This is a genomic window from Micromonospora reichwaldensis (genome assembly GCF_031845925.1).
Classification (GTDB): Bacteria; Actinomycetota; Actinomycetes; order Mycobacteriales; family Micromonosporaceae; genus Micromonospora; species Micromonospora reichwaldensis.
The window spans coordinates 46,729-71,458 of sequence record NZ_JAVRFL010000031.1 but is presented as its reverse complement, the minus strand read 5'-3'; the positions used below and the strand labels follow the sequence as shown (position 1 = coordinate 71,458).

Annotated in this window: 23 protein-coding genes; 7 read left to right on the top strand and 16 right to left on the bottom strand. The window is 73.7% G+C overall.

What is annotated here, in order from left to right; translation table 11 throughout:
• The first annotated feature begins 72 nt into the window (after window positions 1–72).
• Window positions 73–729 carry a permease prefix domain 1-containing protein gene (locus tag RM555_RS23345; RefSeq protein ID WP_311413739.1) on the top strand — a complete coding sequence of 219 codons (657 nt, stop codon included), beginning with the start codon at window positions 73–75 and terminating at the stop codon, window positions 727–729.
• A 92-nt stretch (window positions 730–821) separates the two neighbouring features.
• Here the strand turns inward: RM555_RS23345 and RM555_RS23340 are convergent, their stop codons facing one another.
• On the bottom strand, window positions 822–1,163 hold the full coding sequence (locus tag RM555_RS23340; RefSeq protein ID WP_311413738.1) for a PadR family transcriptional regulator: 342 nt from the start codon (window positions 1,161–1,163) through the stop codon (window positions 822–824).
• 81 nt (window positions 1,164–1,244) lie between these two features.
• Between RM555_RS23340 and RM555_RS23335 the strand changes: the two genes are divergently transcribed.
• The 3 genes from RM555_RS23335 (at window position 1,245) to RM555_RS23325 (ending at window position 6,195) form a co-directional block, all read left to right on the top strand.
• Window positions 1,245–2,234 (top strand): DNA primase, encoded by a 990-nt coding sequence (locus RM555_RS23335; RefSeq protein WP_396888829.1) that lies wholly within the window; start codon window positions 1,245–1,247, stop codon window positions 2,232–2,234.
• A 40-nt stretch (window positions 2,235–2,274) separates the two neighbouring features.
• Window positions 2,275–4,842, top strand: coding sequence for a transposase (locus tag RM555_RS23330; protein ID WP_311413737.1), 2,568 nt, complete (start codon window positions 2,275–2,277; stop codon window positions 4,840–4,842).
• A 129-nt stretch (window positions 4,843–4,971) separates the two neighbouring features.
• Window positions 4,972–6,195 (top strand): ABC transporter substrate-binding protein, encoded by a 1,224-nt coding sequence (locus RM555_RS23325; RefSeq protein ID WP_311413736.1) that lies wholly within the window; start codon window positions 4,972–4,974, stop codon window positions 6,193–6,195.
• 75 nt (window positions 6,196–6,270) lie between these two features.
• On the opposite strand, the gene RM555_RS23320 is transcribed toward RM555_RS23325, so the two are convergent.
• From RM555_RS23320 to RM555_RS23305, 4 genes are all read right to left on the bottom strand, one after another.
• On the bottom strand, window positions 6,271–6,864 hold the full coding sequence (locus RM555_RS23320) for a GTP-binding protein (protein ID WP_132231432.1): 594 nt from the start codon (window positions 6,862–6,864) through the stop codon (window positions 6,271–6,273).
• A gap of 1 nt (window position 6,865) precedes the next feature.
• Window positions 6,866–7,243, bottom strand: coding sequence for a DUF742 domain-containing protein (locus RM555_RS23315; RefSeq protein WP_132232372.1), 378 nt, complete (start codon window positions 7,241–7,243; stop codon window positions 6,866–6,868).
• Between the two features lie 95 nt (window positions 7,244–7,338).
• Complete coding sequence (locus RM555_RS23310; protein WP_007455462.1) at window positions 7,339–7,743, bottom strand: roadblock/LC7 domain-containing protein; 405 nt, start codon at window positions 7,741–7,743, stop codon at window positions 7,339–7,341.
• Window positions 7,740–11,303: a sensor histidine kinase gene (locus RM555_RS23305; RefSeq protein ID WP_311413735.1), complete on the bottom strand. Its 3,564-nt coding sequence runs from the start codon at window positions 11,301–11,303 to the stop codon at window positions 7,740–7,742. Before RM555_RS23305 ends, RM555_RS23310 begins: the two co-directional genes overlap by 4 nt.
• A 460-nt stretch (window positions 11,304–11,763) precedes the next feature.
• On the opposite strand from RM555_RS23305, the gene RM555_RS23300 reads away from it, so the two are divergent.
• Complete coding sequence (locus RM555_RS23300; protein ID WP_311413734.1) at window positions 11,764–12,102, top strand: hypothetical protein; 339 nt, start codon at window positions 11,764–11,766, stop codon at window positions 12,100–12,102.
• 32 nt (window positions 12,103–12,134) lie between these two features.
• Here RM555_RS23300 and RM555_RS23295 read toward each other — a convergent pair whose 3' ends face one another.
• Genes RM555_RS23295 through yczE form a run of 4 tightly spaced genes read right to left on the bottom strand, consistent with a single transcriptional unit; the run spans window position 12,135 to window position 14,867 of the window.
• Entirely contained in the window at window positions 12,135–13,214 is a 1,080-nt protein-coding gene (locus RM555_RS23295; protein WP_311413733.1) for an adenosine deaminase, read from the bottom strand.
• Between the two features lie 56 nt (window positions 13,215–13,270).
• Window positions 13,271–13,684 (bottom strand): PPOX class F420-dependent oxidoreductase, encoded by a 414-nt coding sequence (locus tag RM555_RS23290; protein WP_311413732.1) that lies wholly within the window; start codon window positions 13,682–13,684, stop codon window positions 13,271–13,273.
• Window positions 13,681–14,250, bottom strand: a complete 570-nt coding sequence (locus RM555_RS23285; RefSeq protein WP_311413731.1) for an NADPH-dependent FMN reductase — start codon at window positions 14,248–14,250, stop codon at window positions 13,681–13,683. The genes RM555_RS23290 and RM555_RS23285 overlap by 4 nt, the downstream gene beginning before the upstream one ends.
• On the bottom strand, window positions 14,238–14,867 hold the full coding sequence (gene yczE / locus RM555_RS23280; RefSeq protein ID WP_311413730.1) for a membrane protein YczE: 630 nt from the start codon (window positions 14,865–14,867) through the stop codon (window positions 14,238–14,240). The genes RM555_RS23285 and yczE overlap by 13 nt, the downstream gene beginning before the upstream one ends.
• Window positions 14,868–14,926: 59 nt before the next feature.
• Here yczE and RM555_RS23275 point away from each other — a divergent pair, with 59 nt between their 5' ends.
• The gene (locus RM555_RS23275; protein ID WP_311413729.1) at window positions 14,927–15,391 is read left to right on the top strand and encodes a MarR family winged helix-turn-helix transcriptional regulator; all 465 of its coding nucleotides are present in this window, start codon (window positions 14,927–14,929) and stop codon (window positions 15,389–15,391) included.
• A 4-nt stretch (window positions 15,392–15,395) separates the two neighbouring features.
• Window positions 15,396–16,259, top strand: a complete 864-nt coding sequence (locus RM555_RS23270; RefSeq protein WP_311413728.1) for a putative RNA methyltransferase — start codon at window positions 15,396–15,398, stop codon at window positions 16,257–16,259.
• Window positions 16,260–16,326: 67 nt separating this feature from the next.
• Here the strand turns inward: RM555_RS23270 and RM555_RS23265 are convergent, their stop codons facing one another.
• From RM555_RS23265 to RM555_RS23235, 7 genes are all read right to left on the bottom strand, one after another.
• Complete coding sequence (locus RM555_RS23265; RefSeq protein WP_311413727.1) at window positions 16,327–17,007, bottom strand: DUF4272 domain-containing protein; 681 nt, start codon at window positions 17,005–17,007, stop codon at window positions 16,327–16,329.
• Between the two features lie 110 nt (window positions 17,008–17,117).
• Window positions 17,118–18,398: a thymidine phosphorylase gene (locus tag RM555_RS23260; RefSeq protein WP_311413726.1), complete on the bottom strand. Its 1,281-nt coding sequence runs from the start codon at window positions 18,396–18,398 to the stop codon at window positions 17,118–17,120.
• 57 nt (window positions 18,399–18,455) lie between these two features.
• Window positions 18,456–19,157, bottom strand: coding sequence for a cytidine deaminase (locus tag RM555_RS23255; RefSeq protein ID WP_311413725.1), 702 nt, complete (start codon window positions 19,155–19,157; stop codon window positions 18,456–18,458).
• Between the two features lie 14 nt (window positions 19,158–19,171).
• Complete coding sequence (locus RM555_RS23250; RefSeq protein WP_311413724.1) at window positions 19,172–20,452, bottom strand: ABC transporter permease; 1,281 nt, start codon at window positions 20,450–20,452, stop codon at window positions 19,172–19,174.
• Between the two features lie 3 nt (window positions 20,453–20,455).
• Window positions 20,456–21,817 carry an ABC transporter permease gene (locus RM555_RS23245; protein ID WP_311413723.1) on the bottom strand — a complete coding sequence of 454 codons (1,362 nt, stop codon included), beginning with the start codon at window positions 21,815–21,817 and terminating at the stop codon, window positions 20,456–20,458.
• Window positions 21,814–23,352, bottom strand: coding sequence for an ABC transporter ATP-binding protein (locus tag RM555_RS23240; RefSeq protein WP_311413753.1), 1,539 nt, complete (start codon window positions 23,350–23,352; stop codon window positions 21,814–21,816). Before RM555_RS23240 ends, RM555_RS23245 begins: the two co-directional genes overlap by 4 nt.
• Before the next feature lie 267 nt (window positions 23,353–23,619).
• Window positions 23,620–24,684, bottom strand: coding sequence for a BMP family lipoprotein (locus RM555_RS23235; protein WP_311413752.1), 1,065 nt, complete (start codon window positions 24,682–24,684; stop codon window positions 23,620–23,622).
• Between the last annotated feature and the right edge of the window lie 46 nt (window positions 24,685–24,730).

Genomic DNA, 24,730 nt, shown 5'->3' with positions numbered 1-24,730 from the left:
CCCGCCGGCTCCGGGTCGGGCCAGGGTTTGTCCCCGACGACGTCCGGCGGCGACCCGTGACAGGGTGGGGCCATGCGGGGCGAGGACGACGCGACGACGGTGGAGGAACGGCTGCGGGAGCTGGGCGCACACCTGCGGGGGCCGCGCCGGCTCAAGTCCGACCTGCTGACCGAGGCACGGCACGGGCTGCTGGACGCCGTCGAGGCGTACCGGGCCGACGGGCTGCCGGCGACGGAGGCGCAGCGCCGGGCGGTGGCCGAGTTCGGCTCGCCGGCGCAGCTCGCCCCGGCCTACCAGGCGGAGCTGGCGGCGGGCGCGCTGCGCGGGCTGTCGCTGCGGGTCATCGCGCTCGCCACTGTCGCGTTCGTCGCCGGCGACCTCACCTGGCAGGGGTCGAGCTGGGGCGGCTCGCCGCCGCCGGCCGCCTACCAGCTGCTGTCGGCGTCGGTGGGCTGGATCTGGGCGGCGGCGTTCGCGCTGGCCGCGACAGGGCTGCTGCCGGCCGGGCGGGCGGCGCTGCGCGGCGGCGCCGACCGGGCGGTGGGGGCGGCCCTCGTCGGGGTCCTCGCCCTCGGCGTCCTGACCGGCTCGGCACTCTTCGCGTGGTCGATCGGCCTCTGGGACGACGCGCTCACCTGGCCGCCCATGATCATCGGCGCGGCGGTGGCCGCCGCCGGCTACCTCTGGCTCGGCCGGGCCGCCCGCACCTGGCTGCTCGCCGCCCGCTGACCCCGGCCACGGACCGGGCGCCCCGCCCGGGTCTGAGGGCTGCCGCCCGTCCCGCACGACGGAGGACGGACGGGGGACACGGCCGGTGCCCGTCAGGCCGGCGTCGCCGGCGGGGTGTCGGTGTCGAGGAACCGGCCGACGGTGGAGCGGAACTCGCGCCACCCGGACCGCTCGCCGGCCAGCGCCCGCCGGCCCTCGTCGGTGAGTTGGTACGTCCGCCGTTCCCGCCCGTTGACGGTGCTCCAGGTGCTGGCCACGTGGCCGGCCCGCTCCAGCCGGCGCAGCGCGGGATAGATCGTGCCGGTCGGCAGGTCGAGCTGCCCGTCGCTGCGGTTGCGCAGCGCCTCGATGATCGCGTAGCCGTGCAGGGAACCCTGCTCGAGCACCGCGAGCAGCAGCGCGTCGAGGTGTCCGTGCAGCGCCTGGGCCTTCATGTGTAGCAACGCTACTTGTCGGCCGCCCGCTCCGCCACCGGGGTGCGGGCACCGGTCTCCCGGAGACGCCCACTAGGGTATGTGCCCAGAGTCACTCGCCGGCGGCGGACGCCGGCGGGCAACCCGAAGCACACGGAGGTCAGCGTGGCCCGCCAGTCGCCCCAACGGCCCGACGCCGACGAGCCCGAGCCCGAGCTCGACGACGCCGACGCCCCGGCCGAGTCCGGCACCGCAACCGTCTCGGCCGAGGCCGCCCGCGCCCTCTGGGACGAGCTGCGCATCGACCCGGTGGAGATCGCGCTGCCCGCCGGCACGGGCTACACCCTGCGGGCCTACCGGCCGGCGCGGGAGCTGACCCCGACCGACGTCACCGAGCGCGACCAGGACGACCCGTTCCTGGCCCGCCGCCAGGTCACGGAGGAGGACGAGGAGGACGACGACGAGGCCGTCGTCATCCTCGACGAGGAGGTCGCCCAGGAGTTCGCCGAGAGCGACGAGGAGGAGGCCAAGGGCCGCCGCCGCGACGCGACCGACGACGAGGACGCCGAGACCGCCGCCGAGGAGGACGAGGACGAGGCGGGCGACGAGGAGGTGCCGGTCTTCCTCACCCACCGTGGGAAGCTGCTGCTCTTCAAGACGCCCGAGTCGCTGGTCAGCTTCATCCGCTCCGGGGCGCCGAACGACCTGTCTCAACTGGACAGCTGGAATGAACTGTCCGAACGGGTGGAGCCGGCCGACATCGCGCCGCTCGACGAGGACGTCTACGAGCTCGACCTGGTGGTGGAGAACCTCCGCGGCGGGCACGACACCTGGGACTCGACGCTGCTCATCGAGGCCGGCGAGGTGGCCCGCGACCTGGCGTACGCGCTGCGGCTGCCCGCGGTGCTGGACATGCTCTCCGCCGGCTCCAGCCTCGACGACCTGGACGAGGCGCTGCGTGCCTCGGTCGACGGCGGCGTCGGCGGGTTCTTCGGTCGGCGCCGACTGAGGAAAATCGGGGCACAAACCGCAAGTCTGGGTTGGCGCACCATTGTCGGGAAGATCTCTGCGACCGTGGACTGGCGCGACTGACCCTTTACGGGGAGCATCAGTCTCTGGCAGTGAAAGCCTTGTGTCCCGGGAGGAGGACGACGCCGTGGCGCTCGTGCGCGTGTACTGCGGTCTGGCCTCGGCGGATCCGGCCGACCGACCGGTCTCGGCCGGTTCGACGCTGACGTCCGCTGTGGTCGACGACGCAGGCCGTCTGCTGCATGTCTGCGAGATCAGCGACGACCCCGCTGGCTACGCCCAGCTGGTCGCGCTGCTCGTGGAGCGGTCGGGCGGGCCGAGCGGTGCGGCCATCGCCGCCGACAGCGACGACCACACGGTCACCTCGCTGCTCAGCGCCGCCGGGCGTCCACTGGCGATCGCCGACGACGACTCCGTCGACGACTTCGCCGAGCGCTTCGCCGACGACGACTCCCTGGAGGAGATGCAGTCGCCCCCGGCCGAGCGGCGCGCCGTCGGCCTGGCCCGCGCCCTGCAGGCCGGCGCCCTCTCCGCCGTCACCCTCCCGGCCCCCCGGGACCTCGCCGGCTACAAGCAGGTCCTCGCCGCGCACGCCGCCCTGGCCAGCGGCCGGCACTCCGCCGCCGTCGCGCTGCGGGAGGTGCTCCGCGAGCTCTACCCGGCCGCGTTGCGGGCGTACCCGGACCCGGCCGAGCCGGTCTCGCTGGCCGTGCTGGACGCCCTGCCCGAGCCCGGCATGCTGAGCGGCACCGGGGGCCACGGCGACGACGCCCCGGCCCCCGCCGAGGCGGTCACGGCGCGGCTCGCCGCCGACGGGGTCGCCGACGCCGACGAGCTCACCTCAGCGGTGACCGCCCTGCGGGTGGCCATCAGCGAGACGCCCCGACGCGCCACCGTCAACCGCGCCCTCACCTCCGCCGTGGCGGAGACCGTGCGGCAGGCGGTCGCCTCCGTCCGGGCCTGCGACGCCGGCTGCCAGGCGCTGGTGGGCGCGCTCAACGACCGGGTCGGCACGCCCGCCACCCCGGCCCCCGGCCGCCGCGCCGCGATCCGGCACGGCGAACCGCTCGGCGACGCACCCAGCGGTGCCCTGCCCGGCCTCACCCCCGCCGGCAACGGCCTGCGTGCCCTCCGGCCCGCCGAGCCCGAGCCCGCCCCGGGCGGCGGCCGCCGCAGCCGGCCCGAGCCCGCCGCCGGCCCGACGCCGCCCCCGGCCCCCCGGCCGCTCGGCCCGCCGCCGGTCGCACCGGCCCCCGTCAGCCCGCCGCCGGTCGCGCCGACGCCGGTGACGCCGGCCGCGGTCGCCGGTCCCCCGGTCTCCGCGCCCCCCACGCGCCCCGGGTCGCTGCCGAGCCGGATCGACGGCCCGACCAACCGCCCGGTGTCCGCGCCGCCGCCTCCGCCGCCGGGCATCACCCCCATCGCCCCGGCGCAGCGGGGCACGGTGCCGCCGGCCGAGGCGGGAGAGCCGTTCCGCCCCACCCTGACCACGGCGGCGATCCAGAATGCCCGCGCGGAGCGCCAGCGCACCGTGATCCCGCCCCGCCCGAAGACCAACGGCGAGCCGGCCACGCCCTCGGGCGGCTTCAGCGCCACCGACCTCAGCGTTCCCGTGCCCACGCCACGCCCCGGCCAGGAACCCACTTCCCCGGCCGCCCGGGCGGAGTCCGCTCCCCCCGGATCCCGGGCCAACTGGCCGCTGGTCAACAACCCGGAGGACCCGGCCGACAGTTCCGCCAAGAACCCGGTCGTCGGCTCCTACGGCGACCGCGGCGGGCGCGGCGTCGACGCCCCGACCGATCCGGGGGCGGAGCGCCGGGTCACCCCGCCCTGGCTGGCCGACGACCTGCCCCAGGAGCCTCCGGTGCTGCGGCTGGTCGAGCCGCCGCCGCTGGCGGACCGCGCGCTGCGCGACGGAACGGGCCCGGCCGCCGACGCCCACCCCGAGACGCCCCCGCTGCGGCTGGTCGACCGCGAGGAAGCCGCCCGCAACGGCCGGCCCGCCCCCCGCGAGGAGCGGCCGCCGACCGAGTACCGGCCGGCACCGCGTGACGAGCGACCGGCCGCCGACTACCGCCCGGCACTCCGCGACGAGCGACCGGCGCCCCGCGACGAGCGACCCGCGCTCCGCGACGAGCGACCGGCGGCCGAGTACCGGCCGGCACCGCGTGACGAGCGGCCGGCGGCCGAGTACCGCCCGGCGCCCCCGATGGAGCGCCGCCCGCCGCCCGTGTCCGACGAGGGCGACGGCGACCTGCTGATCTTCGCCCAGGCCAAGTCCGCCTGGTTCGTGGGGCACGACGACGAGGCCGACCTGGAGTGGTCGACCACGGCCGACACCGGCTGGCAGGCGGCCGAGCAGGCCGCCCGCCCGGCGGTCGGTGCCGAGACCCCGGCGGGGCTGCCGAAGCGGGTCCCCCAGGCCAACCTCGTCCCCGGCTCACCGCTGCGGGACGAGCGCCCGCTGCGGATCGTCCGCGACGCGGCGAGCCTCGCCGAGAACACCACCGGCTACTTCCGCGGCTGGCGTCGCGGACAGGAGATCGGCGGGTTCGCGGTCGGTGGCCGACCCGGCCGGGAGGCCGCCGGCGGCTGGGACTTCACCCGCGACACGGGCGACCGAGACGACGACCGGGAATACGAGTACCGCTCCGCCGGCTACCGTTCCTGACCGCCGGGAAACCGCCTCCCACCTGCGTGTTCCTGCCCACACCCGGATAATTTGACGCCACGTCGCGGCGGCCGGGAGCATACCGGCGGAACAGCCGGCGGCAGGGGTCGCCGGGTGGGAAGGCGACTCATGGCGACATCGGCGAACGGCCCCTCGGTGTTCACCCGTCGGGGCCTGCTGGCCGCCACGGCCGGCACGCTCCTGCTCAGCGCCTGCGGGCGCGGCGAGGCGGGCGAGGGCGATCGCGCCACGGCGGTCGCGCCGGGCGGTCAGGACCTGCTGGTCGGGGTCAGCCTGGAGCTGACCGGTCCCGGCGCCGCGCTCGGCGTCCTCCAGCAGCGGGCGCTGGAGATCACCCTCGAATCGCTCAACGCCAAGGGCGTGCCGATCGGCAACCTCCGCCGCGCCGTACGGCTGGAGGTCCGGGACAACGCCGGCAACCCCGCGCTGGCCGCCCGGCAGGCCACCGCACTGGCTCGCGACGGCGGCGTACACGCCCTGGTCGGCGGCACCATGGCCGAGACCTCGATGGCCCTGGCCGGGGTGGCGCAGAAGGAGCGGGTGCCGTTCCTCTCACTCGCCTTCGGCGACGGGATCGTGCTGCCGCTGGCGCAGCGGACGTACGTCTTCAAGATGACCCCGGACGCTGGCGACATGGCCCGACGGCTCGCCCGGCTCGTCGCCTCGCAGCGGCTCTCCCGGGTGGCGCTGCTGGCCGCGGACGGCCTGCACGGCGACTCCGGCGTACGGGCCATGACAGGCGCCCTGCGGACGGCCGGGGTGGCGCTGAGCACCGCCACCCGGCTGCCCCGCACCGGCGCGGACCTCCGCCGGGCGGCCCGCGCGGCGACGGGCTCGCGCCCCGACGGGGTGGTGGTGTGGGCGACCGCCCCGGACTCGGCCGCCGCGGTCGGGGCGCTGCGCCGGGCCGGCTACGACGGGCCGGTGTTCCTTGACGCGGGCGGGGTCGCCGAGCAGACCCTGGAGGGCGGGAACGCGGCCCTCCTGGAGGGCGCGTACGCCGTCCACCCGACCTCGCTGGGCGGCGCGATGCTCGCCAACACCACCATGTCGGCGCTGGACCGCAAGGAATTCGTCTACCGCTACGTCCAACTGCACGGCGGGTTCAGCGGCTTCGCCCCGTACGCGTCCGACGCGGTGCAGTTGATCGCCGACGCGGCGCGGCTGTCCACCAGCGTCGACCGTGGCCGGATCCGGGCGTTCCTGCAGAACCAGGTCACCGAGGGGATGGCGGGGATGTACTCCTTCACCCCCATCCGCCACGGCGGCATGGACCAGGGCTCGCTGGGCGTCTACACCGTCAGCGCGGGTGCCTGGACGCGGGTGTCCTGACCCCGCCCCACCGGAGCGCGGGCAGCGACGAGCGCCCGGTGGCGGCCGAGGCCGTCACCGGGCGCGTCGCAGCGATCAGGCCGGCGCCACGGCGCGCGAGCGCCGCATGGTCAGCACGTACTCGACAAGCGAGATCAGCACGTGCTTCGTCGACTCCCGGTTACGGGCGTCGCAGGCCACCACCGGCACGTCGCCGGGGATCGCGAGCGCGTCCCGGACGTCCTGCGGGTCGTGGTACTGCATCCCGTCGAAGCAGTTGATGGCCACCAGGTACGGCAGCCGCCGGTGCTCGAAGAAGTCGATCGCCGCGAAGCAGTCGGCCAGCCGGCGGGTGTCCACCAGCACGACCGCGCCGATCGCGCCGCGGACCAACTCGTCCCACATGAACCAGAACCGGGTCTGCCCCGGCGTACCGAACAGGTACAGGATCAGGTCACGGTCGATCGAGATGCGGCCGAAGTCCATCGCCACCGTGGTCGTCGTCTTGCCCGGCACCTGCCGGGTGTCGTCGACGCCCACGCCGGCGGAGGTCATGATGGCCTCGGTCGTCAGCGGCGTGATCTCCGAGACCGAGCCGACCAGCGTCGTCTTGCCGACGCCGAATCCACCGGCGATAACGATCTTCGCCGACGTCACGCGCCCACTCGGGGTCGGCGGGCGGTGCGACATGTCAGAGCCTGCGAAGTCCACTCAGCACCCTCTCCAGCAGTTCAGTGCCCACCGCGTCGTCCGAGTCGTCCAGAATGGTCGGCTCGTGGACCGCGACCAGGCCGTCCGTCGCCATGTCGGCGATGAGCACCCGGGCCACACCGAGCGGGAGCTGCATCCGCGCCGCGATCTCGGCGAGCGACTGCACACGTCCATCACACAGCGCAGCGATGTACTGGTGCTCGCGGCCCTGAGCGCCGTTGCCATTGGCAGCGGCGCGGCCGCGCACCGTCGTCTCGACGAGCGCCTCCAGCGCGATGTCGAGGCGGGGGCGGGTACGACCACGGGTAACGGCGTATGGACGGACCAACGCTCCGGTCGGCTCGTCACGATCGGCCATGTCGCCGTTCACCTCCCTCGCACCCGGCACCGGCTCCGGATGGAGCCGTCGTCGTTGTCGTTGTCACCCCGCCGACCTCACGGGTCAACGGGTCGTCAGCCCAGCATTCCCGCAGCCGCGCGTGGCTGCGGGGTCAACGCGTCGCCCACCCGGTCGACCAGCAGGGCCATCTCGTAGCCCACCTGTCCCACGTCGCTGCTGCGGGCGGCGAGCACCGCGAACGACGACCCGTCCGAGATGGACATCAGGAACAGGAAGCCATTGTCCATCTCCACCACTGTCTGCAGCACCGCGCCTCCCTCGAAGCAGCGGGCCGCGCCCTGGGTGAGGCTGACCAGGCCGGACGCGATCGCGGCCAGCTGATCGGCCCGGTCCCGCGGGAGGTCCCGTGACGACGCGAGGAGCAGTCCGTCCGCGGAGACGGCGACCGCGTGCGCGACACCGGGTACCCGGTCGGCGAAGTTGGCCAGCAGCCAACCGAGATCCTGCGTAGTTGTCATCGTTCTTGCTCCTTCTGCCCGCTCCCGGCCATCGGGCCTGAGCCAGACTGCGAGGATTGCTGCCCTCCCGGAGTCGCCTCCGGGCTGGTCGGGTTGCTGTCCGACGGGTTCGTACGCCCCCGCTGCACGCCCCGATGGTAGGCCGAAAGCAGGCCTCGGACACCCTCCGGCGTACGCCGCTGCACCGAGGTGGTGGGCTTCTCCACCGCGCCGGGCACCAGCTGCGCCATCGGGGTGCGCTTGGGTAGACCGGTCGAGGTGGTCGCCGCGACGGGCACCTCGGTCGCCGCCGAGGCGGCGCGCCACCCGTCGTCGGCCGCGGTCTGCCAACCCCCGGTCTGTTGCGAGGACCGGCGGTGACCGAAGCTGTCGGCGACGCCGGGGCGGGCACCCCCGTTGGTCGTCGGTCCGTTCTCGCGCGGCGCTCCTCCGGCCGCCGGAGTGTCTGCCATCGGTGCGTTACCTGTCGTCCCGGGTGGTGTCGGCTGCACGGCCCGACCGCCGGCGTCGACCCGGGCGAACTGCTGGGTCGGTGCACCGTTGGTCGACGTCTTCTCGGCGGCCGGCGCCGCCTCCTCCGGCCCCGGGCGGCGGGTACGGAACCAGGCCGACTCGAGCTCCCGGAAGATCGGCAGCTCCATCGTCTCGTCCGCGTACCGCTGCGGGGCCTGGGCCGGCGGCGTGGTCGGCCGCGCCTGCGGGACGGCCGGTGCCGACCGCTCCGCCGGCGCGGGAGCCTGGGCCGCCGGGTTCGGCGCGCCGGAGCGCGGCACCCGCGGCAGTTCGGTCGTCATGTCCAGCGCGGCGGCCAGCCGCTCGGGCACCGGTGGGGTCGCCACGTCACGGTCCGCACCCGCGACCGGCGGCCAGGCCGGCGGCGCCGGCGTGGCCGGGCCCGGCGTGCCGGGGGCCGGGCGCTGCGGCAGCGGGCCGGTCGACGGCGGCGAGTACGGCGGGCCGGAGTACGGCGGGCCGGAGTACGGCGCGGCCGAGACCGGCGGGCCGGAGTACGGGTGGCCGGAGACGGGTGACGCCGAGACCGGCATGCCGGAGACCGGCGGGCCGGACACCGGCGGCGCGGAGTAGGGAACCGGCGGGGTCGACACCGGCGGACCCGCGTAGGGCAGGGGCGGGGCGGAGACCGGCGGGACGGAGTACGGCCGGGCCTCGGGGCTGCTGGGCAGCTGCCGCGGGACGGCCTGCTGCTGGCCCGTGGCGTCCTGATCGTCGGCCGACCGCCGCTGCGGCAGCGGGTCGATCGACTCGCCGTTCGACGTGCGCGGCCGGAAGGCCTCGCCGGCGTTGAAGCCGCTGGCGCCGGTCAGGTCCGACCAGGCCGGCATGGACCGCGCCGAGCCGGCCGAGGCCGGCGTGCCGGCCCCGTTGCGCGGCGCCGGGTCGAACGGCCGGCCGCCCAGGGTGACCTGGTTGCCGGACTCGCCGGGGCGCTGCGTGGGCATCGGGTTGGCCGGGCCGTTGCCGAGCGCCGGCAGCGCGCCGAAGGCGGGGGCCGGGCCGTGCGACTGCGGGCCGGGCGCCGGCAGCGCGGGCGACGACTGCGGGCGGCCGGAGAGCGCCCGGGGCACGAGCACCGAGGTCGGCATGACCACCTCGGCGACGGTCCCCCGGTCGGTGCCCGGACGCAGCTCGACCTTGACGCCGTGCCGGGACGCCAGCCGGGCGACCACGACCAGGCCCATCATCCGCGAGACGGCCACGTCGACCTGCGGCGGCGTGGCGAGCCGCTCGTTGAGGTCGTGGAGCTGGTCGGGGCTGATCCCGATGCCCCGGTCCTCCACGTAGAGCGACGCGCGGTCGCCGACGCGCCGGGCCTCCACCATGACGTGCGAGTCCGGCGGCGAGAAGGCGGTGGCGTTGTCGAACAGCTCGGCGACCAGGTGGACCAGGTCGTTGACGGCGTGCGCCGCGACCTCGATGTCCCGGTCGATCACCCCGAACTCGATCCGGGTGTAGTGCTCGACCTCGGACTGGGCCGCCCGGAGCACGTCGATCAGCGCGGCCGGCTGCCGCTGCACGCGGGTGGAGTCGGCGCCGGCGAGCACCAGGAGGTTCTCGTCGTTACGGCGCATCCGGGTGGCCAGGTGGTCGAGCTGGAACAGCTCGGCCAGCCGGTCCGGGTCCTCCTCGCCGCGCTCCAGCCGGTCGAGGTGACCGATCAGGCGGTCGACCAGGATCTGCGAGCGGCGGGCCAGGTTGACGAACATCGTCGCGACGGACGCGCGCAGCGCGGCCTGCTCGGCGGCGGTGCGGACGGCCTCCAGGTGGACCGCGTTGAACGCCTCGGTCACCTGGCCGAACTCGTCCTTGCTGCGCACCGGCAGCGGCTCGGCGATCTGGTTGGCGAGCTGGACCGGGGAGAGCTGACCGGTCACCTTGGGGTCGCGCAGCCGGGCCACGGCCTGGGGCAGGCCGTACTGGGCGATGGAGAGGGCGCCCTGGCGCAGGTCGCGCAGGGAGCGGGCCATCGAGCGGGCGACCAGGTAGGCGAAGAGGATCGCCAGGAGCAGCATGCTGAGCAGCAGGCCGGTCTCCAGGAACACCTGGCGCTGCACGTCCGAGCGGAGTTTCTCGGCGCCCGCGACGACCTCGCGGTCGATCTTCGTCTCGACCGTGCGGATCAGCTTGGCGTTGGCCACCATCGCCGCGTCCCACTGGTCGGCGTCGAACGGGGCGCCGGTCAGGGTGTCGGCGGTGGTGATGCCGTTGAGCCAGCTGTTGTAGGTGTTCGCCTCGCGCAGGTCGGGGCCGGCGACCACCTGGGCGTAGTACTCCTGCTCGGGCTGGCTGGCCACCACCTGGAAGCTCTGCAGCCACTGGCTGGAGCCGGTGCTGGTGGCGATGTACTCGTTGCGCAGGTTCGGGGTGAGCCGCTGCTGGATGAACGCCCGGTGCACCACGTCGCGGCGGCGGGAGAGGAACTCCTTGTTCCGGGCGGTGGCGGTCGACGCGCGCATCTTGTCGCTGAGCTCGTTGTCGCCGGCGAGCTGGGTGGCCGAGTCGCGGATGCTGATCAGGTCGTCGATCAGGCCGTCGTAGGCCTGCATGGCCGGGACGAGCCCGAGCTTGCCGTTGAAGACCTGGCTGCGGGTGCCGGGCAGGTCGGTCAGCGTCTGGTCGATCTCGCCCAGCAGGCCGTCGAGGTTGGCCGGGAGATCCTCGACCTCGGCCCGCTGCTGGGAGTACCGCCCCTTGGCATCGTCGACCTCGGCGTTGGCCCGCTCGTACGCCTGCTTGTAGCGGGCGTTGTCCTGACCGCGCGGCACGCCCAGCAGGCGCAGCGCGTTGGTCCGCTCGTCCTGGAGGGTGTCGACCAGGTCGCCCGAGTAGCCGACGAGGTTGGCCAGGTCGCCGGCCCGGTTGGCGTTGTTGAGGGTCTCCAGGTGGTCGACCAGGCCGCTGGTGCCCACGACCACCGTGGCGATGGTCGGCACGATCATGATGAGGCCGAGCTTGGACCAGATCGGCATGTCGCGGAACCGACCGGCCGGCCGGCGCAGACGCGACAGGAAGGAGCCCGCCGGCTTTGGCCGTTTGCTCACGTCACCGCCCTCGCGATTTCTGGATCCGCGTTGCCCCTGGACAAGGACCAGCGGCCGACCCTGCGGGCCGGACCATCCGAGATTCCATCACGCTACCTGCGAAAGAGAAAGCCCAGGTTGGCCGCAGCCAGCGGTGTGATGAGATGTTGATGCAATTTGATAGCAATCCGTCTGGCCGGAGTCACTGAAGGTAATGAAGCAGCCCCATCGCGTTGTCCTGCTCGCCGGCCCTTCCGGGTCCGGAAAGTCGTACATAGCGCAGCGAACCGGTCTTCCGGTGCTCTGCTTGGACGACTTCTACAAGAACGGTGACGACCCTACGTTGCCGCGACGAAACGGCCTGGTGGATTGGGAGTCTCCCCGCTCCTGGGACGCTGCGGCGGCCGTGGAGACGATTGCCCGACTGGCCAGGGAGGGCAAGGCCGATGTGCCGGTTTATGCGATCGGTGCGGACCGTCGGGTGTCCACCCGGCCATTCGAGGTCGCCGGTTCGCCACTTTTCGTGGCCGAAGGGATCTTCGCGGCCGAGATCGTCGAGGAGTGCCGCCGCAGGGGGGTCCTGGCCGGGGCGTACGCCCTGCGGCGCCCCCGGGGGGCGACCTTCGTCCGCCGGCTGGCGCGCGACCTCGCCGAGCAGCGCAAGGCGCCCGGGGTGCTGGTGCGCCGAGGCCTTGCGCTGCTGCGCGCCGAGCCGGCGGTGCTGCGGCGGCAGACCGGCCTGGGCGCCGAGGCGGCCCGGGCGGGCGAGGTGCTGCGCGCGGTGGCCGGCCTGCTCGCCGGCCACCCGCACCGCACCTGACCGGGCCGCCGGAACGCGGCGGCCCGCCGTGCTCAGCCCAGCAACTTGCCGTACGCGGGCTTGATCACCTCGTCGATGATCTTCAGCCGCTCGTCGAACGGGATGAAGGCGCTCTTCATGGCGTTGATGGTGAACCACTGGAGCTCCTTCCAGCCGTAGCCGAAGGCGTCCACCAGCAGGGCCATCTCCCGGGACATCGACGTGCCGCTCATCAGCCGGTTGTCGGTGTTCACCGTCGCCCGGAACCGCAGGTCCCGCAGCAGCCCGATCGGGTGCTCGGCGATCGAGGGGGCGGCGCCGGTCTGCACGTTCGAGGACGGACACAGCTCCAGCGGGATCCGCTTGTCCCGCACGTACGCGGCCAGTCGGCCGAGCACCGGCTCCGGGCCGGGCGTGATGTCGTCCACGATCCGCACCCCGTGGCCGAGCCGGTCCGCCCCGCACCACTGGATCGCCTGCCAGATCGACGGCAGGCCGAACGCCTCGCCGGCGTGGATGGTGAAGTGGAAGTTCTCCCGCTGGAGGTACTCGAAGGCGTCCAGGTGCCGGGTGGGCGGGAAGCCCGCCTCGGCGCCGGCGATGTCGAAGCCGACCACGCCGGCGTCCCGGTGCCGGACGGCCAGCTCGGCGATCTCCTGCGACCGGGCGGCGTGCCGCATCGCGGTGAGCAGCGTGCCGACCCGGATCTGCCGGCCCTCCTCGGCGGCCAGCGCGGTGCCCTCCACGAAGCCGGCCAGCACCGCCTCGACCACCTCGTCCAGGGTGAGGTCCCGCTCCAGGTGCTGCTCGGGGGCGAACCGCACCTCGGCGTAGACCACCCCGTCGGCGGCCAGGTCCTGGGCGCACTCCCGGGCCACCCGCCGCAGCGCCGACGCGGTCTGCATGACGGCGACGGTGTGCGCGAACGTCTCGAGGTAGCGCTCCAGGGAGCCGGAGTCGGCCGCCTCGACGAACCAGCGGCCGAGCGCCCCGGGGTCGGTGGTGGGCAGTTCGTGCCCCACCTCGGCGGCCAGTTCGACGATCGTCGCCGGCCGCAGGCCGCCGTCGAGGTGATCGTGCAGCAGCGCCTTCGGGACCTTGACGATGTCCTCGTAACGGATTGTCGCGACCATGCTCAGACCCTAGTCGGCCGCGCGGGAACCGGCCGACGGGACCGGCCGGGATCCGGTCAGGGGCGCCAGCCGTACAGCCGCTCGACGGCGAGCCGGAGCACCAGCCGGCCGTCGGCGACCATGGCCGCCCGGTAGTCCGCCCAGTCGGGGTGCTCGCCGCGGATGCGCCGGTAGACCTCGACCAGTTCCTCGACGGTGGCGTCACCGGGCGCCGCCGCGGGCGGGGTGAGCGTGACCACGCCCTCCGCGACCGCGTAGGCCCCGCCGTCGGCGGTGGTGACGTGCAGGCTGGCCCGCGGGTCGCGGCGCAGGTTGCGCACCTTGGCCCGGCCGTCGGTGGTGGAGCAGCGGATCAGGCCGGGCTCGGCGAGGAAGTCGAGGTTGGACAGTTGGGGCCGCCCGTCGCGGCGCAGGGTCACCAGCACGCCCCGGCCGCGCTCGCCGAACAGCTCCCACAGCCGGGCGCTCACGCCGTCACCCGCAGCGGGGCGAGGGCGGCGGTGAGCCGGGCCAGCTCGTCGAGCAGCACCGTGGCGGCGGCGTCGCGCCCCGGGTCCGGCACGAGTTCCCCCGTGTCGTCGAGCGCCTGCCGCAGGAACACGGTCACCGCCTCGTTGGCCGGCATCATCTTGAGGGTGGTCACCACCTGCTTGATCATCTGGACCGCGCGCAGGCCGCCGGAGGTCATGCCGTAGCTGACGAAGCCGACGGGCTTGTACTGCCACTCCGTGTAGAGGTAGTCGATCGCGTTCTTCAACGGCGCGCTGAAGCCGTAGTTGTACTCCGGCATGACGAGGACGAAGGCGTCGGAGGCGGCGACGGTGGCGCTCCACTCCCGGGTGTGCCGGTGCAGGTAGCGGCCCTCGGAGGGGTGGTGCGGCTCGTCGTGGAAGGGCAGGCCCACCTCGGCGAGGTCGACGAGGTGTACGTCGTCGAAGGCGTCGTACGCGGTGGCGAGGGTGGTGAACCAGTCGCCGATCCGGCGGCCCACGCGGCCGGGCCGGGTGCTGGCGACGATGACGGTCAGGCGGGGCATGGCGAGGTCGCTCCTGTGGTGACGGGCCGGCCCGGGGCCGGCACGGTGAACTTCGGGATGAGGTGCCCCGCCAGCGGGCCGATGCTGACGGCGAAGAGGAGGGTCCCGGGGCCGACGGTGCCGCCGAGCGCCCAGCCGAGGGCGAGCACGCCGAGCTCGATGGCCGTGCGTACCCGCCCGATCGGCAGGCCGCGGGCGGCCAGCCCGGTCATCAGGCCGTCGCGCGGCCCGGGACCGAGGCGGGCCCCGAGGTAGAGGGCCGTGGCGAGCCCGTTGAGCAGGATGCCGACGACCAGCAGGCCGACCCGACCGGCGACCGGGGCCACGGGCGGCAGGACGGCGAGCGCGACGTCGGCCGCGACGCCGACCACCACCGCGTTCGCGACGGTGCCGACGCCGGGGCGCTGCCGGAGCGGGATCCAGAGCAGCAGCACGGCGAGGGCGACCAGATTCACCACCTGCCCGAGAGGGAGCCCGGTGCGCGCGGCGAGGCCCTGGTGCAGCACGTCCCAGGACGCGAGGCCCAGGTCGGCGCGGACCATCAGGGCCACGCTGACGCCGAACAGCACGAGGCCGCTCAGCAGGCGGGCCAGCCGGCCCGGCAATCTGGTTGACATGTCACTCACCCTAGGAGGCGGGTTGATGACATGTCAACCAGATGGCTAGGATGAGCGGCATGGCAGAACCACGCTGGCTGGACGAGCGCGAGCAGCGCGCCTGGCGGGGCTACCGGCGGATGCGCCGCCTGCTCGACCTGGAGCTGGCCCGCGAGCTGATGCGTGACGCCGGGCTCTCCGAGCCCGACTACGACGTGCTCTCCGACCTCTCGGAGACACCCGACCAGCGGCTGCGGCTCAGCGAGCTGGCCGACCGGATGCTCTGGTCGCGCAGCCGGCTCTCCCACCACCTCACCCGCATGCAGCAGCGCGGCCTCGTCGCCCGCGAGGAGTGCGCCTCGGACGGGCGCGGGGCCGTCGTGGTACTCACCGCCGAGGGCCGGCGCGCCATCGAGGCCGCCGCCCCCGGTCACGTGGCGGCCGTCCGTCGGCACCTCATCGACCTGCTGACCCCCGACGAGGTCGCCGCGCTGGACGCGCTCACCCACCGGGTGGTCGACCACCTCACCCGACCCGGAGAATGAGCCGGTGGACCCCCGCATCGTGGACCGGCTCCGCTGCCCGGTCTGCGCCGAGCCGCTGACCGAGGTCGCCACCGGCGGCGCCCACGCGCTGCGCTGCCCGCGCCGGCACAGCTTCGACGTGGCCCGCCAGGGCTACGTCAACCTGCTCGCCGGCCGCGCCCCGCACGCCGGGGACACCGCCGAGATGGTGGCCGCCCGCGCCGACTTCCTCGCCGCCGGCCACTACGACCTGATCTCGACCGCCCTCGCCGCCGCCGCGACGGCGGCCGTGGACCGCGCCGACGGGGCGTACCCCCTGGTGGTGGACGCCGGGGCAGGGACGGGCCGGCACCTCGCGGCGGTGCTGGCGGCGCTGCCGGACGCGGCGGGTCTCGCCCTGGACGTGTCGAAGCCGGCGCTGCGCCGGGCCGCCCGGGCGCACCCGCGCGCGGCGGCGGCGCTCGCCGACACCTGGCAGCGACTCCCCCTGGCCGACGCCGGCGCGGCCGTGCTGCTGAACGTCTTCGCGCCGCGCAACGGCGCGGAGTTCCACCGGGTCCTCGACCCGGCCGGCGCCCTGCTGGTGGTCACGCCGGCCGAGGACCACCTGACCGAACTGGTCGGCGCCCTCGGCCTGCTGCGGGTGGACCCGGCCAAGGCGGACCGGGTCGCCGAGAGCCTGGGCGGGCACTTCACCCCGGCGGCGGCCACCCTGCACCGGCGGGAGCTGGCGCTGACCGGCCCGGAGGTCGCGACGCTGGTCGGGATGGGCCCCAGCGCCTGGCACACCGACCCGGCCGGGCTCGCCGCCCGGGTCACCGCCCTCGCCGAGCCGGTCCGGGTGACGGTCGCGGTACGCCTGACGGTCTGGCACCCGACCGAGGTGTAAGGAGGGGGCCCTTCCTCTACCTCAGGCGATAGGAAGGTGCCCTTCCTAACACCTCACGCAGGCCGCGTCAGGTGGAGAGGTCGACCTCTTCCCAGCCCGGGGGCTCGTCGTGGTACGGCCCGCGCAGCATCACCGCCCACTCCAGGGCCCACCGGCGCTGGCCGATGGCGTTCGCGTCCACCAGCCCCGGCGGCGTACGGCCGGCCCGTTCCGTCTCCAGGTAGGCCCAGTCCAGGCAGTAGTGCAGGTCCAGCAGGGCGGCCGCGTCGGCGGGGTGCTGCGGGGCGGTGAGGATCCGGGCCCGCCAGTGGCCGAAGGTCTCCCCGTCGTGGATGTGCGGCATCCGCTCCACCAGCCGCTCGTCGACCGGCAGCGTCGGGTCGAGCTGCTTGGCCAGGCCGAGCACCCAGGCCAGCGCGAAGAGCGCGTCGTGGTGCAGCACGAACGACCGGTGGTCGCCCTTGCCGCCGGTCACGAACTGGAACTCCGGCGGCGTGACCATCTCGACCAGGTGCGAGGCGAGCAGCCAGCTCATCGCCGACTGCGGCGGCATCCCGAAGCAGCGGGCCAGGATCAGGTGCAGCACCGCGATGCGGGCCTCGATCTCCACGGTGGGACGGAGCTCGATCTGGTCGCCGGGCTCCCACACGAGCGGGAACTGGGCGGGCGGCAGCGGGAGGCCCAGCCGGGACAGCTCGTCCAGGCTCGCCTCACGCACCTCCCGTGGATCGGGGGCAGGTACGGTCACGGCGAAAATTCCTGTCTGCTCGCGACGACTCGGCGCCGGTTGTCCCCCCTGGCCAGGGAGGATAGCGGTCCGAGCGGGCCGGCACCATGCCGCCCCGGGGACCGCCGCGCTCAGCCGATCCGCTCGATGACCAGCGGCGTCGCGGCGGGCGCGGTCGGCGCGATCCGTACCGCCCGCGCGGCGTCGTCCCGGGCCGCCGGGATCCGGGCGGCATCCTCCGCCCGCAGTTCGAAGAGGACGTCGCCCGCCCGCACCGGGTCGCCCGGACGCCGGTGCAGCACGACCCCCGCCGGCACGCTGACCGGGTCCTCCTTGCGGGCCCGTCCGGCGCCGAGCCGCCAGGCCGCCACCCCCATGTCGTACGCGTCGATCGCCGCGACGAAGCCGTCCGTGTCCGCGCGGACCACCTCGACCTCGTTCGCGGTCGGCATCGGGGCGTCCGGGTCGCCGCCCTGGGCGCGGATCATCGCCCGCCACGAGTCCATCGCCCGGCCGTCGCGCAGGGCCGCCGCCGGGTCGACGTCCGGCAGCCCGGCCGCGTCGAGCATCTCGCGGGCCAGCGCCAGGGTCAGCTCGACCACGTCGGCGGGACCGCCCCCGGCGAGCACCTCGACGGACTCGGTCACCTCGACGGCGTTGCCGATGGCCAGGCCCAAGGGGGTGGACATGTCGGTGAGCAGGGCGACCGTCCGTACGCCGTGCGCGCCACCCAGCTCGACCATCGTCCGGGCCAGCTCGCGGGCCTGCTCGACGGACTTCATGAACGCGCCCGAGCCGACCTTCACGTCGAGCACCAGCGCGCCGGTGCCCTCCGCGATCTTCTTGCTCATGATCGAGCTGGCGATCAGCGGGATGGCCTCGACGGTCCCGGTCACGTCGCGCAGCGCGTACAGCTTGCGGTCGGCGGGCGCGAGCCCCGCGCCGGCTGCGCAGATCACCGCGCCGACGTCCCGGAGCTGGGCGGTGAACTCGTCGTTGCCCAGCGCCGCCCGCCAGCCCGGGATCGACTCCAGCTTGTCCAGCGTGCCGCCGGTGTGCCCGAGGCCCCGGCCGCTGAGCTGCGGCACGGCGGCGCCACACGCGGCGACCAGCGGGGTGAGCGGCAGGGTGATCTTGTCACCGACGCCGCCGGTCGAGTGCTTGTCGACGGTCGGCCGGTCGACGGCGGAGAGGTCGAGCCGCTCCCCGCTGGCGATCATCGCGGCGGTCCACCGGGCGATCTCCGGCCCGGTCATGCCGCGCAGCAGGATCGCCATGGCCAGCGCCGACATCTGCTCGTCGGCGACCACCCCCCGGGTGTACGCGTCCACCACCCAGTCGATCTGCGCGTCGGAGAGCACCCCCCCGTCCCGCTTGACCCGAATGACATCAACCGCCGCAAAACCACTCATCAGAAAAGATCTTCCTAGTCGTATGCAGATACCGGCACGCGGCCCGAGCCCCAAAGCTCAACCCCAGCGAACCGGGATCTCCATCGGCGGCTCACCCTCGCCGGCCCAGAAGATCGCCCCCGAGGCGTCCACGACCACCACCCGGGGCGTACGGGCGAGGCCCCAGGTGATCGCCTCCGCCGGCTCGTCCCAGCTCGGGCCCTCCTCCAGCACGCCGGTCTCGGCGCCGTCGTCGTCGCCCGCGGACCGCTCCCAGTAGGCGGTCCAGACCTGCTGGCCGGCGGAGAGGTCGGGGTGCACGAAGACCGTGCCGCGCCCGCGCCAGGCGGCCAGCCGCTCCGGCACCACGGGCACCGGGGCCTCCCCCGTCACGGCCTCCAGGTCGGTCACGTCGAAGGCGTGCGGCAGCAGCTCGGCCATCCGCAGCGGGCCGCCCCTCGCCTCGATGAGGCACTCCGGGCCGCCCTGCTCCCAGAGCAGCTGGCGGCACCGGCCGCACGGCATCAGCGGCTCGCCGGTGGCGTCGACGCAGGACAGGGCCACGATCCGGCCGCCGCCGGTGGCGTGCAGCGAGGAGACCACCCCGCACTCGGCGCAGAGCACCACGCCGTAGGCGGCGTTCTCCACGTTGCAGCCGACCACCACCCGGCCGTCGTCGACCAGCGCGGCCGCCCCGACCGGGAACTTCGAGTACGGCACGTACGCGTGCCGCATCACCTCGGTGGCGGCGGCCCGCAGCCGCTCCCAGTCGATCTCCATGTGTTACTCCCCCGTCAGCCCTTGATGTACGGCTTGCCGTCGGCGGCCGGCGCCCGGACCCGACCGACGAGCCCGGCCACCGCCAGGATCGTCGCCAGGTAGGGCAGCATGGCCAGGAACTGGTTCGGGATCACGCTGTTGATGGCGCCCAGGTAGGTGGCGAGCTGGTCGGCGAAGCCGAAGAAGAGCGCCGCGAGCAGCGCCCCCGTGGGGCTCCACCGGCCGAAGATGAGCGCGGCCAGGGCGATGAAGCCCTTACCGCCGATCATGTTCTTGGTGAACGAGTAGAGCGCCAGCGTGTAGGACGCGCCGCCGATGCCGGCGACCACCCCGGCGAGCAGCACGTTGCGGTAGCGCAGCCCGAGCACCTTGACGCCCAGCGTGTCGGCGGCGGTGGGGTGCTCGCCGACCGAGCGGGTACGCAGGCCCCAGCGGGTGCGGAACAGCGCGATGTGGATGACCAGCACCAGCAGCAGGCCGAGGTAGAGGAAGATGTTGCCCCGGAACAGGGCCGGGCCGAGCAGCGGGATGTCCGACAGCAGCGGGATCTCCCAGTTGCCGAACCGGGGGGCGCTGTTGTACTTCTGCGCGTTGGTCTGCATCAGCCGCTCGTAGAGGAAGCCGGTGACGCCGACGGCCAGCAGGTTGAGCACGATGCCCATGACGACCTGGTCGACCAGGTAGCGGATCGAGAAGACGGCCAGCAGCAGCGAGATGAACGCGCCGCCGATCGCCGCCGCGACCAGGCCGACCCAGACGCTGCCGGAGAGGCTGCCGAAGAGCGCGCCGCTGAAGGCGCCCATCAGCAGCTGCCCCTCGATGGCCACGTTGACCACGCCGGAGCGCTCGCAGAGCACGCCGGCGAGCGCGCCGAAGACCAGCGGCAGGGCCAGGATGAAGGTGCCCCGGAGGATGTTGACCAGCGGCATGAAGTTCTGCCCGGCCGGCGCGTCGGAGACCTGCCAGCAGAGGAACGACAGCACGAAGCCGACCAGGCCGACGCCGAGCACGAGGGTGAACCAGCGCTTCGGCAGCCCGGCGAGCATCGCGACGCCGGCGGCGACCGCGACGAGGCCGAAGAGGATCGCGCCGAGGGTGCCGTGGATCTCGAGCGCGGCGCCGGCGGCGTCCTCGCTGAGGGTGAAGCGGGCCTGCTCGCCGGTGGCGAGCGCCCCGAACAGCACCGTCGCCAGCAGGCCGAGTGCGAGCAGCACGGCGCCGACCTTGCGGGTACGGGTCCAGAATCCCTGGTCGACGGGGGCGACCGCGACGTCTTCGACAGCCATGGTGGACATGAGTTACCAGCCCTTCGCCAGGCTCGTCTGCAACCGGGCGGCACGGGCGGCCCGGAGCTGGAAGATCGCCTTCACCAGGGCCGGCGCGGCGATGAAGATGACGATCAGCGCCTGGAGCACGGTGACCAGCTCCAGCGAGATCCCCGAGTAGGACTGCATCCGGTTGCCGCCGGCCTGGAGCGCGCCGAAGAGCAGTGCGGCCAGCGCGACGCCCCACGGCTTCACGCGGCCGAGCAGCGCCACGAGGATGCCGTCGAAGCCGATCTGGGCGACCACCAGCGGGGTCAGCGCGCTGGCGGTGGAGCCGAGCACCATGTTGGAGCCGCCGAGGCCGGCCAGGATCCCGGCGAAGACCATGATCAGGACGTACGTCCGGGTGACGCTGATGCCGGCGGTCCGGGCGGCGTCGGGGTTGGCGCCGACGGCGCGCAGCTCGAAGCCGAGCGTGGAGCGGTTGAGCAGCCACCACACCGCCCAGGTGGCCAGCACCGCCAGGATGATGCCGGCGTGCACCCGCAGCCCGTCGCCGAGCAGCCGGGGCAGCTGGGCCGAGCCGTCGACCGGCTTGCTGATCGCGTCCGTACGGTTCGGGTCCTGGACGCCGTTCTGCACGATGATCCAGGTCAGGAAGTACGTGGCGACGTAGTTGAGCATGATCGTGTTGATCACCTCGTGGGCGCCGGTGCGCGCCTTGAGGATGCCCGGGATGAAGCCCCAGATCGCCCCGCCGAGCGCGCCGGCGAGCACCGCGACGAGCAGGTGCAGGCCGGGCGGCAGCGGCAGCAGGAAGCCCGCCAGCGCGGCCAGGATCACGCCCATGGTGGCCTGGCCCTGGGCGCCGATGTTGAACAGGCCGCCCCGGAAGGCCAGCGCCACCGACAGGCCGGTGAAGACCAGCGGCGCGGTGTAGGTGAGCGTCTCCGAGATCGGGCTCATCACCGCCTGGAAGCCGACCGCCTCCGGGTCGAAGACCGCGCCCTTGAACAGGTTGCCGTACGCCTCGCTGACCAGCGTCCAGCTCGCGTTGAGCGCGTCGGCCGGGCGGGCCGTGATGTAGCTGTAGGTGGCGAGCACCTCGGGGTCGGACACGATCATCAGGATCGCGCCGACGACCATCGCCAGCACCAGCGACAGCAGGGTCACCGTGAAGGTGTTCGCCGCCCAGAGGTTGTCCAGGAACAGCCGGCCCAGCGAGGGCTTCGCCTCCGGGGCCGGGACCTTCGGGGAGGTGGCCGTACCGGCGCGCTCGGTGTTGCCGAGCGCGGTCTGCGCGGCCTGCGCCTCGGTCGCCGGCTCCTTGTCCGGGGAGCCCGACGGGGGGTTCGGGTTGCCCGGGGAGCCCGACCCGGGGTTCGGGTTCGTCATGCCTCGTCCTTGCTACCAGGGCCCTCGGCGGCGGGGGCCGCCGCGCCGCCGTCGGCCGGGGTCGTGCCGGTCGCGGCGGCGGGCGCCGCGTCGGGGGTGATGCCGGCCATCAGCAGGCCGATCTCCTCGCGGGGGGTGTCCGGGCCGACGATGCCGATGATCCGGCCGCGGTACATGACCGCGATCCGGTCGGCCAGGCCGATCACCTCGTCGAGCTCGCTGGAGACCACCATGACGGCGGTGCCGACGTCCCGTTCCCGGATGACCTGGCTGTGGATGAACTCGATCGACCCGACGTCGACGCCGCGGGTCGGCTGGGCGGCGATGAAGAGCTTCAGCGGCCGGGACAGCTCCCGGGCCACGATCACCTTCTGCTGGTTGCCGCCGGAGAGGGTGCCGACGGGGGCGTCGGCCGAGGAGGTGCGCACGTCGAACTGCGCGATCCGCTCCTTCGCCGACTTGGCGATGGCGTCCGGCTTCAGCGCCAGGCCCCTGCCGAAGGGCGGCCGGTCGTAGATGTCGAGCACCAGGTTCTCCGCGACGGAGAACTCCTTCACGACGCCGTCGACGCTGCGGTCCTCCGGCACGTAGCCGACGCCGGCGCGCAGCACCTTCTTGGTCGACCAGCCGTTGACCCGCTGCCCGTCGAGGGTGACCGTGCCGGCGAGCGTCGGGCGCAGCCCCATGATCGCCTCGATCAGCTCGGTCTGGCCGTTGCCCTGCACGCCCGCGATCCCGAGCACCTCGCCCGCGCGTACGGTCAGGTCGACCCCGTCGACCGCCCGGATCTGCCGGTCGTCGTCGACGACCAGGCCGGAGACCTCCAGGACCGGCTTGCCGGGGGTGGCGGTCTCCTTGTCCACGGTGAGCCGGACGCTGCGGCCGACCATCAGCGCGGCCAGCTCGTCCCGGCTCGCCTCGGGGGAGGCCGTGCCGACGGTCTTCCCCCGCCGGATCACGGTGATCCGGTCGGCGATGGCCTTGACCTCGCCCAGCTTGTGGGTGATGAAGACGATCGACTTGCCGGCGGCCTTGAGCGACCGCATCACGGTGAGCAGTTCCTCGGTCTCCTGCGGCGTGAGCACGGCCGTCGGCTCGTCGAGGATGAGCAGGTCGACGTCGCGGGTGAGCGCCTTGACGATCTCCACCCGCTGCTGGATGCCGACCGGCAGGTCCTCGATCACCGCGTCCGGGTCGACCCGCAGGTTGTACCGCTCGGAGACCTCGGCGACCTCGCGCCGGGCCCGCCGCCGGTCCAGGAAGCCGGCGATGCCGCCCCGGACCTGCTCGGCGCCGAGCATGATGTTCTCGGTGACGGTGAAGACGGGCACCAGCATGAAGTGCTGGTGCACCATGCCGATCCCGGCACCGATCGCGTCGGACGGCCCCCGCAGCTTCAGCGGCGCGCCGTCGACCAGGATCTCGCCCTCGTCGGGCTGGTAGAGCCCGTAGAGCACGTTCATCAGGGTCGACTTGCCGGCGCCGTTCTCGCCGAGCAGGGCGTGGATCTCTCCAGGCTCCACCGTCAGGTCGATGTGATCGTTGGCGACCAGATCACCGAACCGCTTGGTGATGCCGCGCAGTTCGAGTCTCAGCGCAACCTCCTGGAGTGCGAAGCGATGGTGCAGCGTAGCTGCCGGTGGACCGCTCGCGGCGCGGGGCCGTCGTCGGGTTGGAGCGGATCGGCCGCCCCGGCGCCGTGGGGTGGATTCCCCCACGACGCCGGGGCGGCCGGATCGTCGTGCTGTACCGCCCGCCGGCCTACCGGGGTGATCGTCTCACCACGGGCTGCCGGCGGAGCCTCACTTCGGCTGGGCCGCGGAGGTGACGGTGACGGTGCCGGCGGCGATGTCCGCCTTCAGCTTGTCGATCTCGGCCTTCAGCTCGGCCGGGACCTTGCTGTCGAACTCGTGGTACGGGGCGAGCCCGACGCCGTTGTTGGACAGGTTGCCGAGGTAGCCCGGGGTGGCCGACAGCTTCTCGCCGCCGGCGGCCTTGACGACGGCCTCCTTGACGGCGTCCGGGATGTTCTTCTCGACGGTGGTGATGATCGCCGCGCAGTCCTGGGTGCTCTCGCAGCCGTCGACGTCCACCCAGATGGTGTTGTACTTGCCGCCCGACGCCTTCGCGGCGCCGGTGGTGCCGAGGCCCGCGCCGCCGGCGACCGGCATGACGATGTCGGCGCCCTGGGCGACCAGCGCGTCGCTGACCTTCTTGCCCTCGTCCTGCTTGACGAAGTCGTTGGTGAAGGAGCCCTTCTGGGTGGCCTTGTCCCAGCCGACGACCTTCACGCTCTTGCTCTTGGTCTTGTTGTAGTGCGCGACGCCGTCCGCGTAGCCGTCCATGAAGATGGTGACCGGCGGGATCGGCAGGCCGCCGTAGGTGCCCACCGTGCCGCTCTTGGTCATGCCGGCGGCCAGGTAACCGGCGAGGAAGCCGGCCTGGGCGGTGTCGAACTGCATCGGGAAGACGTTGGTCTCCGGGACCTTCGCGTCGACGATGCCGAACTGCTGGTTCGGGTTCGCCTTGGCGATCTTGGAGGTGGCGTCACCCATCAGGCCGCCGACGGCCAGGATGAAGTCGCACTTCTGGTTGACGTACTGGGTTAGGTTGACCTCGTAGTCCGCCTCGGCCTTCGACGCGACGTACTTGATGTCGATCTTGTCGTTGGCCTTCTTCGCCTCCTCCAGACCCTTCCAGGCGGAGGTGTTGAACGACTTGTCGTCGATGCCGCCGACGTCGGTCACCATGCAGGCGCTGTACTTCTTGTCGCCACTGCCGGCGTTGTTGTTCTCTTCGGGAGCCTCGCCACACGCGGCGGCACTCAGCACGAGCCCACCCATCGCGAAGACGGAGGCAATCCGCATCCCACGCACAGAGCGCAAGACGTCTCCTTCCCATTGCACACCGCGT